This window comes from Adhaeribacter aerolatus (assembly GCF_007991635.1).
Taxonomy (GTDB): domain Bacteria; phylum Bacteroidota; class Bacteroidia; order Cytophagales; family Hymenobacteraceae; genus Adhaeribacter; species Adhaeribacter aerolatus.
This window is the reverse complement of sequence record NZ_BJYS01000002.1, coordinates 1-12,987: the sequence shown is the minus strand read 5'-3', so window position 1 is coordinate 12,987 and position 12,987 is coordinate 1. Positions and strand designations below refer to the sequence as shown.

Here is a 12,987-nt window from a genome sequence, read left to right as displayed (position 1 = left end):
GACTTAACTGATTTTAGTAAGTTTCATCACTTGCTGCATTTTCACGAGCAGAAAACGTTGGCCATTTTCTTCTACAAACTCTATCTCGGCGCCGGAGCCTTTCATATAAAATTTGGTTGCGCTGGTAGCGGTAAATTCTGTTTTTTCCTGGTCGCCGGGCGCCAAGGCGTACAGCTTATTATTTTCTACCGAAATGGTTACCTGGAAATTTTCGTCCAGCCGGTACACGCCCGCGTATTTGTTCAGGATTTCAGCGGCAACCGTTACTTCTTTCTGCTGGTTGGGCTGATTATCTGCTTTAGGTGCGCTTGCCTGCGCCATTGCCATAACCGACATGAATGGAATTAACAGGAATATTAAAATTAAGCTTTTCATAGTTTTAAGATTTTAGGTGTTAGATTATTAGTGTTATGGACTATTTGAATAATTTAAAAACAACCACCCCCGACCCCTCCTAAACTTAGGCGGGGAGCTTCCCCCGATTACAATTATTGGTTAGTTCAACCTGTTATTCAGGCAATTACCTTAATGTTTTCTGATAATTATTTCCTGGAAACTGTCCATTGGTTCTTTAGGAAAGTTTTTGCCCGAACAACGATTAATGAGCAACGAATAACGATTAAGAAACCTGGCTGCCGTCGAATAGGCGGATGAGGCGTTCGGTCTTTTTGGCCATTAATTCGTCGTGGGTTACCATTACAATGGTGGTTTGCTCTTCTTCGTTGAGTCGCAGCAGAATATCCATAATTTCGTTGCCCATCACGCTGTCGAGATTACCGGTAGGTTCATCGGCCAGAATTATTTCGGGCTGACCGGCCAAAGCCCGCGCAATAGCTACCCGTTGCCGCTGCCCGCCGGAAAGCTGGTTGGGGAAATGTTTGGTGCGGGCGCTTAAGCCAACTTTTTCGAGCGCGGCTAAAGCTCGTTTGCGCCGCTCGCTACCCGCCATACTGCGGTAAAGCAAAGGCAATTCTACATTATCGGTTACCGATAAATCGTTGATGAGGTGATAGCTCTGGAAAACAAAACCAATTTTCTCGTTGCGGAGACGGGCCAGTACTTTATCGGAGTAAGACTTAACGGAGGCGCCATCAATTTCTATGGTACCACTACTGGGTTCATCCAGCAAGCCCATAATATTTAAGAGCGTACTTTTGCCACAACCCGAAGGACCCATAATCGATACAAACTCACCTTTGCGAATGGCAATATTTATATTGTGCAGGGCTACGGTTTCGATGGTTTTGGTTTGGTACACCTTTTCAATATCGGTTAGTTTAATCACCGTTTTTGGGTGATGCGGGGGAGTGTCTACAGCGGCGCTGCTGGTGGTTAGGGGGTTTAGGGCATAATTATTCATAGCGTTATTTTAACTAATCTAAAGTGATGGGTTTATTTTTTTCGAAATCGTATAAAGTAAGTGTTCTTAAGTTGTAATAGGCCGTCCAGAAATCGCGTAAAGAAGAAACATAAGCGCGTTTGGCCTGGTCTTTTTCCATAGCGGCAATATTCAGGTCGGTAATACTGATTTTACCTATTAAGTAAGTGGCTTTGGTTATTTCGTACCGTTCCTGGGCTATCTGGTCGGCTTGGGCGCTCAGGCTTAAGCGCTCGCGCAGCATCTGAAATTGGTTTACCTGGGTGGTTACGGCTTGCTCAAAAGTGGCGGCATCCTGTTCTACTGTATATTGCGCCAGTTGCTGATTTATCTCGGCCGTTTTAATTGTTGCACGCTGCTTGCCCCAATCCATAATCGGAATATCGAACCCTATCCGCACCCGCTGCTGGTCTATGGGGCGCAAGTAGCTGTCGGTAAAAGATTCGGCCTGGTTGGTTAAACCGTAAGTGGCAAATAAATTGGCGTTGAGGCCGCTTTTACCTTTGGCGTAGGCTACCTCCTGCTCGGCTTGTAATATTTTACGCTTAAAACTAATCGCTTCTTTGCGGTTTTTACGGGCTTCGGCCAACGCTAATTCCTCGTCTATGATTAAAGCCGGTACATTCGCGGGGTTTTCCAGTTCCAGCAGTTCGTCGCCGGTGTAACCGATATAGGTGCGCAGTTTCAGACTAGCGTTACGGGCATCTAAGCTGGCCTGCGCCTGGGCTACTTTGGCATTCATTAAACTCAGTTGCAGTTGCAGCAAATCGTTGCGCGATACTTTACCCAACCGGAATTTTTCTTCAGCAATCTTATAAATAGCCTCGTTGTTCTCCAGGTTTTTCTGCGCAATTTCGGCGTTTACCTGTTGCAGCAATAAATCAAAAAATCGTTCAGTAGCGGTTAGCGAAATAACTTCCCGGTCTTCGATATATTTTTTCAGCGATTCTTCGTAGCGCAGCGGCTCAATTTTTTTGTTCCAGGCCAGGGCATTGTACCCGAACAAGGGCTGCGAAATACCAATAATGGCGGGGTTGCTGTTGTAGCTCTTCTGGTTCCGGTCAAAATCATCGAACCGCTGCACCTGCGAACGCACAAAAACTTCGCCGCCGGTAAGCCCAATGCCCTGGCTCAGACTCAGGTTCAAAGCCGAATTATTAATAGCTACTTGCCGGAAAGCCGTGGTACCGTCGGGCTGAATAACCGGGCTAATGGTGCGGCTGAAATCGGGCAAAGTGCCATCGAGCGCCAATTGAGGTTTGTAACCAGCTTTATAAGTACGGAACTGCCAGTAATTATTTTCTTTATTTGCCGCAGCCTGTTTCGCCCATATAGATTCCCGTAAAGCCAAAGAGATTACCTCATTTAAAGTAAGTCGCCGGGCAGGCGCAGGACTTTGCGCCAAACTTGCCTGCATTACCAGCCCCAACAGGTAGAAAAGGTATATCTTTTTCATAGGTGTATCTTTTGTCCTGTTTTAATTTTTCAGATTGATTTCCGAAAGGTGGCTGTACTCTTTCATATCCGACACGATTACTTCTTCGCCGGGGGCTATCTTATCTTTCAGTTCTACAAAATCGAAGTTGCTTTCGCCAATCTGCACTGTGCGGCGCACCGCTTTATCGCCCTGCACCACAAATACGGCCTGGTCGTGGGCGCCATTGTAAAAAGGCCCGTTTTTAACCCGCACTACTTTATCTTTAAAAGAAGTAATGGCATATACTTCTACGCGCAGGCTGGGCCGCAATAAAGCGTGGTTCTTATAATCCAGTTGTACAAAGAAGGTAACAATACCGTTGGCTACGGCCGGCTCAATGGTGCTGATGGTGCCGCGCAGGTCGGTGTCGTTTACCCGCACAATCACAGGACCACCGGGCCGCAACTGGTCGGCGTACGCATCGGCAATGCTGGCTTTTACTTTAAAGCTGTTAAGGTCGGCTACACGGGCTACTATATCGCCTTTGTTTACGGCAGCCCCAATTTCGGTATTAACCCAGGTTACTACGCCGTTTCTGTTGGCGGTTACTTCGGCCTGGTTAATGGTTCGCTGCAGTTCCTCAATATCGCGGGCCTGCATGTCCATTTCAAAGCCTAATTCTTTCAGATCGGCCTGCATGGCTACTTTTTTGTTCTGAATCTGGTCCTGCAGCAGTTTTAGTTCCAGTTGGGCCACCTGCAGGTTCAGTTCGGCCTGGCGGGTATTTTCGGGGGTACCACCGCCAATTTTTAATAAATACCGTTCATCGGCCACCACCGACTCCAGGCTTTTTACCCGCATTTTCTTAATATTATACTGCGCCTGCAAATCGTTCAGGTCGCGCTGGAGTTCGATGCGCAGTTTAGAAGCTTTGTTTTGTTTTAACTGCTGCTCGTCTTTGAGTTTATTGAAGGAGGTAAGGGTAGATTCTTTATCGAGTTGTAATACCGATTCACCGGTCTTAATTTTTTCGCCGGACTGGCGCAGTACTTTCTGGATGCGGGCCGGAATGGGGCTGGAGATAATTTCTTCGGTTTCAGGTACAATTACGCCAGAAGCGGTGATGGTTGCTTCGATGGGGCCAAGCGTAGCAATAGCCGTATTAATGGTTGCTTTGCTAACGGTGGGTTTTAGAACCAGGCGCAAGCCCATAATGGCCAGCAGCACAACTAGCGCTACCAAGCCTATTTTGCCGTAAGCTTTCCGTTTATTCTGCTTTATTTTAGCCTCAGATAATTCGCGATCCATGGGAGCAACAACTTAAATAGTGTTGCTTTACTTAGCCAAGGAACATGCCAGATATAAATTATTGAAACACAATAGCTTATACAAAACTAGACTTTATAAAACTGTCCGGATATGGACACTGTGATCGGAAATAGCGGGTAAATTAAAACTCACGCTTCTGACTTACCTGGCAAAGACGTGCGTTTGAACTAATACTATAATTCTTCCTTATTTATAAACCTTGTTAAGTGATATAAGCTTGGAAATTATCATGCTTATATTACGCAACTTATTGGTTAGCTTATAAAGCTTTTCGTTCGAATCCTGCAAATCAGGCGCTAAGCCTGGTGGCATCTCGTTTTTAGAACGAATCAATTTTTTAATATCGGCCTCAATCTTTCTTCTGTAAGAATAAAGGCTGTAATACAAATAACCAACTTCCATCTCTTTCATATCCGTACCCTGCATAATCTCCTAAAAATTAAAATTATTTACCTTCCCATCCGAAAGCAATTATACCTAAGTATTTTTTACATATAGCCGTAAAATACGTAAAAACAAATAAGTAGTTTTATCAAATTTCTACTTTTTCTGAATTTTATTCCCTATTCTTTTAATTAAATATTACACTAGCCAACAAAAACTGGTAAATGCGTTTCTATAATTATTATAAAATATTTAAAGGAGGATATTTTATACGTTCCAATAGATCTTAGTTTTAATATATTTTATATTTTATCTATCTACGTATTTTTTAATCAGGAGTCTTTATAATGGAATATTTCTTATACATACGAGTACAACTCAATCATTATTACACATAATATTAATAAGAATATTTATACTTTAAAAACACCTTAATAGTAGTTAAAAATTGTATTTACACTTACCATTATCGCTTATTCAGGATTTTTATTTCTGGCAGCTAAAGTATATACACAGTTAAAACCTTTATTAAAACCGCTTAAAACCTTAATTAGCGACTTTATTTTATTAACCAATCTATATTATTCAATTAAAATATTAAACATAAATCAGATAATCTTTTTTATAGAATATTTTTCTAAAATATGGAGACATATCTTTTTTGTTTAATTTTTTTATTCATACTTTAGCTGCACAAAAATTGTGTTTTCGCTTGATTTGGCAAACACCGAAAAAATAACGGATGATAAAACTTTACTCATGAACCAAGCATTTAAGATTTTTATTGTGTCCAATGATGTCCGATATAGTAATTTGCTGGAGCATCAATTATCACTCAATCCGGATTACCGGATAAAAAAAATGCTTTCTACCCAGGCTTGCCTATCATCCCTATCCGAAGAACCCGCGGTAGTGGTTATTGATTATGCCTTGCCCGACAAGAAAGCTGTTCCTTTGCTGCAAACCATTAAAAACCATAATTCGGCTATCCAGGTAATTTTTATTTCGGAGCAGGAAGATGTGCAACTGGCCGTAGACCTGTTGAAAATGGGCGCCTCGGATTATATTGTTAAAAACAGCACTACGAAAGAAAAACTCTGGAATTCGATTATAAACATTCGTAAAAAGCCCACTCAAAAATCTGAAGCCAACCTTACGCAGGACCTGAGCAAATCGTTGATTGGCGAAAGCGACGCCATTAAACGTATTTATACGCTTATTGAGAAAGCGGCCAAAACCAATATTACCGTGTCTATTACTGGCGAAACCGGCACAGGCAAAGAACTGGTGGCCAAAGCTATCCATAACTTTAGTGTACGCCGCCAAAAGCCGTACGTGGTGGTTAACGTAGCGGCCATTCCCAAGCAATTGCTCGAGAGCGAACTTTTCGGGCACGAAAAAGGCACTTTTACCGGTGCCCTGGCCCGCCGGATTGGTAAATTTGAAGAAGCCCACCAAGGCACACTTTTCTTAGATGAAATTGCCGAACTCGATATTGACCTACAGGCAAAACTGCTGCGGGTGCTGCAAGAAAAAGAAATTACCCGCCTGGGTGGCTCGGGTACAATTCCGGTGGATGTGCGCATTGTGGTAGCCACCCACAAAAACTTAATGGAAGAAGTTAAAAAAGGCACTTTCCGCGAAGACTTGTATTACCGCCTGCTTGGTTTGCCAATTGCTTTGGCTCCGTTGCGTGAACGCGGCAAAGATGTCATTTTGCTGGCGAAGCATTTCATCAACTCTTTCTGTGCCGACAATCAGTACCAGCGGAAGACGCTTTCGCCCGATGCCCAGCAATTATTATTGTCTTACCCGTTCCCGGGCAATATTCGCGAGTTAAGAGCGGTTGTTGAACTGGCAATTGTTATGTCGGATAGTGACACCATTCAGAAGAGCGACATTACCCTGAACGCTTCCGACTCCATCGAAAACTTACTGGTGCAGGAACTTACCTTAAAAGATTACACCAAGCGTATTATTCAGCATTTCCTGAACAAAAACAAAGGCAATATTTTAGCCACCGCCAAAAAGCTGGACATCGGCAAATCTACCATTTACAAGATGGTGCAAGACCAGGAACTACAGATTAACTATTAAAACACCTTTTAAACGAATGGGATATCCCTTTCCAAAATCTGGAAAGGGATTTTTTTTGCCTGACCGAACGCTGATCTATACCAGTAGTATATGCTGCCCGATTAGTTCATTAATTACACCCTCATTCTCTTAGTAGCTAATAATCAGCTTACTGCTTTAATTGTATTTACCCTTGTTTTCACCTCGAACCCTTTACCTAATCAGCCTTTTTAAAGTAACAACCGGCAGCCCTACCGCTTTAAATTTTATTTTTATCAAAGTTTTAAATGAAAACTTCAGTACGGTTAAATATTAAGCGCAGAATTTTTGGTTAGGCGGTCCTTTATTTTTCCTGACTTACCCTCATTTATTTCTGGCAATAATTTATTTTAAAATTTATTTCACTCCAAAACCAGCTTCTTTAATTCCATTTGGCCAAAGAACCACTTTATCTGATTCATCTTACCTGATTCCAGTTAACTTTTAGCATTCAGAAGTAGCCCGGCACTAAATTTCTGCGCAAAACCCTATTTTTCAACAACATACACCAATCTGTTTGGCAAAAATATTCGGCAACTCTACGGCTTGTTCAACTAGCACATATCCGATTTTAACCTCTGTTTACGAGATTTACAAATATATAAATAGTTACATATTATATTTATACGACCATACTGGCAAAATTTAATTTTATAATTTTATAATATCATCCATTATTAGATTGTAGAAATATTTTATATTTTTATTAAACTATATTTAAATTATTCCTAAGAATGGAATTTATATCTATATTTGAGAAAAATTATAATTGTGAATATCCAAAAAAATAGGTTTTAAAGTCTACTATACACTTTTATAATTTTGGCATTTTGTTGGATTTAATAATTTCTATGTTACAATTTATATTATTTAAATGAAACTACTTTACTCCCTTTCCAGATTTCTGAAGAATAACTCTTCTAACTTTAACCAATTCTTTTTTGTAGGTGTCCTGGCCTGGCTACTGCCGCTTTCCGCCGCAGCACAAATTCCCATGACGCAGGTGGGCACCCCAACTTATACCCAGGATTTTAAGACCTTAACAAATTCCGTTAACACTGTTTGGGAGAACGGCGTAACACTACCAGGCTGGTATGTACAGCAAGATTCCAAAGTGCCAGGAGTAATTACCCCTAATAACGGTAGTAACCCTAATCCGGCACTTTTTAGTTTGGGTGATGGCTCCTCTACTGATCGTAGTTTAGGCAGCATCTCTTCTGTTGCCACCGGTAAGCACGTTTATGTACTGCGGTTAGTTAACCAAACGGGTAGTCCTGTAAACGAGCTTAATGTTACTTTCGACCTGGTACAGTATTGGAACAACCCAGGTTCTAACGACCGTTTCGGCGTTTCTTTCCTGGCTGGCACCACTAGCGATGTACAAACCCTTATCGACAACAATGCATTACATAGTACCACCGGTTGGACAGTAGCCAGCGCTATTAAGCCTCCGTCTAAAGGCCGGCCCGGCTATAAACCCGGTGACCGGAAAAGTGTTTCTTTAAATTTAACCGGCTTTACTTTAGCAGTTGGCCAGGAAATCCTGATTCGGTTTGAAGATGCCATGAGTACCAAAAAGTTTGGTTACAATGCTATTGGTATAGATAATGTTTCTATAACGGCAAACCCCGGCAGTAATGCTGCAAGAATTTACCACTACGTAGGTGGTAATGGCAATTCTAAGGATGACCTGACCTTACCAGAGAATTGGAAAACAAATAAAGATGGAAGCGGCACGTCCCCTAAAAACTTCACCGATGATTTCCAGTTATTCTACATTGATGTGCCTAATAAAAAAGGCAATGGGCAACCCAGAACGCAAGATCCTGTACTTCCAAACCAATGGCTAGTAAGTGGAACCGGCTCCAAAGTAATTTTAGGTGATGGCAGTGCAGACTTCCGTTTAACTGTTGCTCCATCTGCGATTTTTACAGCCACCCTGGATCTGGAAAGCCAATCTACGCTGCTTGTTAACAACAGCAATAACTACGATGCCAATGGCATTCAGACACCTGCCATAGATCTGGATGTAGTTAAAAACAACTCTACTGTAGTGTATGGCGGCAATGTAAAGCAATATATTTCGGAGGCAGATTATTATAATTTAGAAGTTGCCGGTTCTGCAGACAAATATCTCTTTGGTAGTTCTTCCGCTATAGCCAGCTTAAACCTGAATTCTGCCCATATTTATCTAAATGAGTTTGATTTAGTAGTGGGTGATGGCAACAGCACTTCCGGATCAATTACCCGTAACCAAGGCTTTGTAGTAACCACGGGCACTGGCTCCTTACAACGGTTTGTTCCAAATGGCGGCACTGCCTTATTCCCGGTCGGCTCAACGGTAAATAATTCTTTTAACAACCTTCCGTCCTATACACCAGCTAATGTTGTTCAGAACGGCACTTCCGATTTATTAAGCGTTCGGGTGCTAGATGGCTATTACGAGAACTATAATCCTAGCACTTACCTGCCAGATGGTGACAAAGTAACGCAAAATGTAGTAGGCCGCTCGTGGATTGTTGAAGAAGCAATAGACGGAGGCTCAAATATTAGTCTTGGCCTGCAATGGACACAAGCTGCCCAAACTCCATTCTTTATTCCTGAACAGAGCTTGTTAAATTACTTTACTGCTGCTGATTGGTTGGATGTAACTAATTCGGTTTATTCAAACACTAATGGTCCCCAGATAACCGGCTCCGTTTCAGCTTTAGGTGTATTTGGTGTTGGTAATGGGGGTCGTAACAACCCACTGCCGGTAGAACTTGTAAGCTTTAAAGGCCGCCGCGTAAAAGGAGAGGTAGAATTAGTGTGGCAAACGGCTATGGAGAAAGACAACGACTACTTTACGCTGGAACAAAGCGCCGATGGCAAGAATTTTAGTGAAGTAGCCAGAGTAAAAGGAGCCGGCAACAGCAATCAACTAAAACACTACAGTTATCTGCACCGGAATGCTCCGGCCAAGGTTACTTATTACCGCCTGAAACAAACCGATTTAGACGGTGCTTTTACTTACTCTAACATAGTAGTAGTAAGTGGTACCTCGAACACAGGAGTATTGGCAGCTTACCCTAACCCCAGCACTGGCCAATATACCATACAGGGCATAGCCAATGTAACCGAGGCTTTAGTAGTAGACGCCACCGGCCGCATTGTATTGAAAGCAGCAGCCAGCCTGAATAATGAGATTGGCCTGAACTTAAACTTGGCAGATCAGAAACCAGGTGTTTATTTCTTGCGCCTAACCAGCCCAACCCAGACCAAGACCCTGCGCCTGATAAAGAAATAACCGGTTCCGGCTACTTTAAAAAATAGAGAGATACGTTAAAGCAGATGTATCTCTCTATTTTCTTAAGTTACTTAAAACCTTACCCATCAATTCATCCTTAAGGAGCGTAGCAGCTCGTCTATCGTTATATTACTTAATTTTTTCTAACTTCATTTAAAATCTTCCTTTCTGATGCTATATGTCAGGTGAGTTTTCAATTAACTTCTTCTTTCACCTGAAAGAGTAGCATTAGTCCTGATTAAACTAATATTTCCTGAGTAAGATCCTACCTAAATAAGTCAATTAATAAACTTTCTAGTTCAATAATTTATTCAGCTTTTTAACTAAAAATAATTTAAATAGCATATTATCCCACTTTTTCTAAATACTGGATAATTCTTCTACTATCCGGAAAATAATTGCTATATTTTAGTGCAAAATAATGGCAAAAACGGTCAATTTCTTAATTTTACACGGATATACCTTTTTTGGCATTCTTTTAGAATAGTTTTAGAAAACAGAAAAGATAATCTTTGTAAAATGAAAGAAATATTAACTTTTAGCTCAAAAAACAAGTACCTCCGGTACCCCGATGAAGATATATCCAGATTATATTATTAATAAATCTGATACAACCGCTTTGTACTTATTAAACCCAGCACCTACCGACCTAACCAGCTAAATTCTTTAATAGAATTAACCTAAGCACCGACCTATACCATTTATAACCCTAATATGATTACACTTTTACCAAACCAAAATTTAAACGGCAGTTTTTCCCGCATTGCCATCGTAGCCATGCTTACCTGCTTTGTGCTTTTCCTGGCAACCCTTACAGAATCGAAGGCCCAAGACATAACAAACTCCTTACCGGCTCAAACAGTTGTTTGCAATGGAGTCTCCTCTATTAAGTTAACAGCATCGGCAGAACATCAAAAGCAAAATTTAGTAGCGCAATGGCAAACATTATCTAACGGAATCTGGGTTAATGTTAATAACAACGTGGTAACTTCTTCTGCCGGAACCAAGCCCGTAATTACTACCAGTATCCTAACCATTTCAAATCTTTCTGATAAGCAAGCTTACCGGGTTGCTTTTGGGGTTAACTCGGCTGATCCGGCAACAGCCAGTGCCAGTGCCGTAACCAGAACGGACATTGTTATTCCGGCTGCTTCCTTTACCATGCCCACAGAGGTATTTGCCGGCGAAAATACTTCTTTAACCTTTACCGGCTCCGCTTCTACCGGAGCAATTTTCCAATGGACCAGCAAACAGGCTACGGATTTAGCGGTTATTAGCAATCAGCCTTTAAATCATGTGGTAAACTTCAGCACACCGGGCGAGAAAGAAATTACCTTAACCGTTAAAGATGGCGGTTGTACGGTATCTACTACCAAAACCCTGCGGGTACACGGCAATTACACCTGGAACGGCAGCAAAAGCGTGGATTGGTTTGACGCCGCTAACTGGACCCCCAACCTGGTACCAGGCGCTTCCGATAATATTACGATAAATACTGCGCCTTTCCCACCGGTATTATCGGCTAACACCAGCATCAAGAACTTAACCCTGAATACCGAAACTTTAGAGCTTGGTACTGCTACCTTAACGGTAAATGGCAACGCTACCTTAAATAACGGCTCAATAAATGGTGGCATCATTGCTATTGCTGGCAATATTTTAACTGCAGGAAATAGCCCGATAAATATTTATACCGCCGCTTTAATTGGCAGTGCCTCCCAGGTAATTAGTACTACCGGTAATGCGGCTCCTGTATTTAATAACTTAACTGTTTTAAAAACCGATAATACAGTAAGCTTAGAAACCAACCTGACTGTAAATGGCACATTGGATTTAACTAACTCGAATAAACTGGTACTGGGCAATTCAAATCTGCTGATTGGTTCAACAGGTAGAATTGTTTCGGGACAAGCAGGTTATGTGGTTACCAATGGTTTAGGTACCCTGCAAATGACCGTGGCTAACGATGAGGCTGAAGTATTTTTCCCGGTGGGAAATCACTCCTACAACCCAGTTAAAATAAAGCAAAAAGCTACCGGCACTACCGATATATTTAAAGTACGGGTAAAAGGCGGTTTGTTTGTACTGTACGATGCCGATAATAATGGCATCGACCCGGCTGTAGAAGATGGCGTAAGCCGCACTTGGGTAATTGAAGAAGCCGTTAAAGGTGGTTCTATCGCCCACGTTACGCTTCAGTTCTCGTCAGGTAATACAGCTAATGATTGGGCCCCTTCTTTTGACCCTAAAAAAGCTGTAATGGCCCAATATACCGAAAACTGGGCGGCTCCTACTACCGGCAGTGCTACCTTAGACTCAAAAAACACTACTCTGCTGCAAGTTAGTCTGGATAACTTAAGTTCTTTCCGGGTATTTGGCGTGTTTAACTACGACCACCAACGGTTAACTACCTTACCGGTAGAGCTGGTAAGCTTTAAAGGCGCGCGGGTAAAAGGCGAAGTAGAACTAAAGTGGCAAACTGCCATGGAAAAAAACAACGACTTTTTCACGGTAGAAATGAGCGTTGACGGTAAAAAATTCACCGAAGTAACCAAAGTAAAAGGCATTGGCAACACCAACCAATTACAAAACTACAGCTACCTGCACCGGAACGCCCCTGACCAAACTACTTATTACCGCTTAAAACAAACCGATTTTGACGGTACTTTTACTTACGCTAAAGTAATTAGCTTTAACGGCACCGCTCCATTAGCTAGCGTAGTGGTTTATCCTAACCCTGGTACCGGTCCGTTTACGGTACAAGGCGTTACTAGTGTAACCGAAGCCGTGGTACTGGATGCAACCGGCCGGTTAGTTAAAAAATTACCGGTTTTAAATAAAGAAATTTCTTTCGATTTATCTAACGAGCAATCTGGCATTTACTTCCTGCGTTTAACTGGTGCCGCTGAAACCCAAACATTACGCTTGATTAAAAAATAATATTACTTACCTGTTTTAATAAAAACTCATCTTGGCTTGTACTAAGGTGAGTTTTTTTGTTTAGGATTTTACAGAAGTTTCATTCGCAACTATTTGTACCAAATCTCATAAACGCTCTTCCCTAACAGAACGATGGCT

8 protein-coding genes are annotated in these 12,987 nt (G+C 41.8%); 3 read left to right on the top strand and 5 right to left on the bottom strand.

Annotated features, from left to right (window positions below; all coding sequences use genetic code 11):
• Nucleotides 1–3 precede the first annotated feature (3 nt).
• The 5 genes from AAE02nite_RS02035 to AAE02nite_RS02015 all read right to left on the bottom strand — a co-directional run bounded on the left by AAE02nite_RS02035 (nt 4) and on the right by AAE02nite_RS02015 (nt 4,535).
• Complete coding sequence (locus AAE02nite_RS02035) at nt 4–375, bottom strand: DUF3471 domain-containing protein (RefSeq protein WP_146894783.1); 372 nt, start codon at nt 373–375, stop codon at nt 4–6.
• A 244-nt stretch (nt 376–619) separates the two neighbouring features.
• Entirely contained in the window at nt 620–1,285 is a 666-nt protein-coding gene (locus AAE02nite_RS02030) for an ABC transporter ATP-binding protein (protein WP_146894946.1), read from the bottom strand.
• Between the two features lie 88 nt (nt 1,286–1,373).
• Nucleotides 1,374–2,834, bottom strand: a complete 1,461-nt coding sequence (locus tag AAE02nite_RS02025) for a TolC family protein (RefSeq protein ID WP_146894782.1) — start codon at nt 2,832–2,834, stop codon at nt 1,374–1,376.
• Nucleotides 2,835–2,855: 21 nt separating this feature from the next.
• Nucleotides 2,856–4,103, bottom strand: coding sequence for an efflux RND transporter periplasmic adaptor subunit (locus tag AAE02nite_RS02020; RefSeq protein ID WP_146894781.1), 1,248 nt, complete (start codon nt 4,101–4,103; stop codon nt 2,856–2,858).
• Nucleotides 4,104–4,310: 207 nt separating this feature from the next.
• Nucleotides 4,311–4,535, bottom strand: a complete 225-nt coding sequence (locus AAE02nite_RS02015; RefSeq protein ID WP_146894780.1) for a hypothetical protein — start codon at nt 4,533–4,535, stop codon at nt 4,311–4,313.
• 675 nt (nt 4,536–5,210) lie between these two features.
• Between AAE02nite_RS02015 and AAE02nite_RS02010 the strand changes: the two genes are divergently transcribed.
• From AAE02nite_RS02010 to AAE02nite_RS02000, 3 genes are all read left to right on the top strand, one after another.
• Complete coding sequence (locus AAE02nite_RS02010) at nt 5,211–6,605, top strand: sigma-54-dependent transcriptional regulator (protein WP_307725519.1); 1,395 nt, start codon at nt 5,211–5,213, stop codon at nt 6,603–6,605.
• Between the two features lie 892 nt (nt 6,606–7,497).
• The gene (locus AAE02nite_RS02005; protein ID WP_146894779.1) at nt 7,498–9,909 is read left to right on the top strand and encodes a T9SS type A sorting domain-containing protein; all 2,412 of its coding nucleotides are present in this window, start codon (nt 7,498–7,500) and stop codon (nt 9,907–9,909) included.
• Between the two features lie 714 nt (nt 9,910–10,623).
• Nucleotides 10,624–12,849 carry a T9SS type A sorting domain-containing protein gene (locus AAE02nite_RS02000; protein ID WP_146894778.1) on the top strand — a complete coding sequence of 742 codons (2,226 nt, stop codon included), beginning with the start codon at nt 10,624–10,626 and terminating at the stop codon, nt 12,847–12,849.
• Nucleotides 12,850–12,987: the final 138 nt, after the last annotated feature.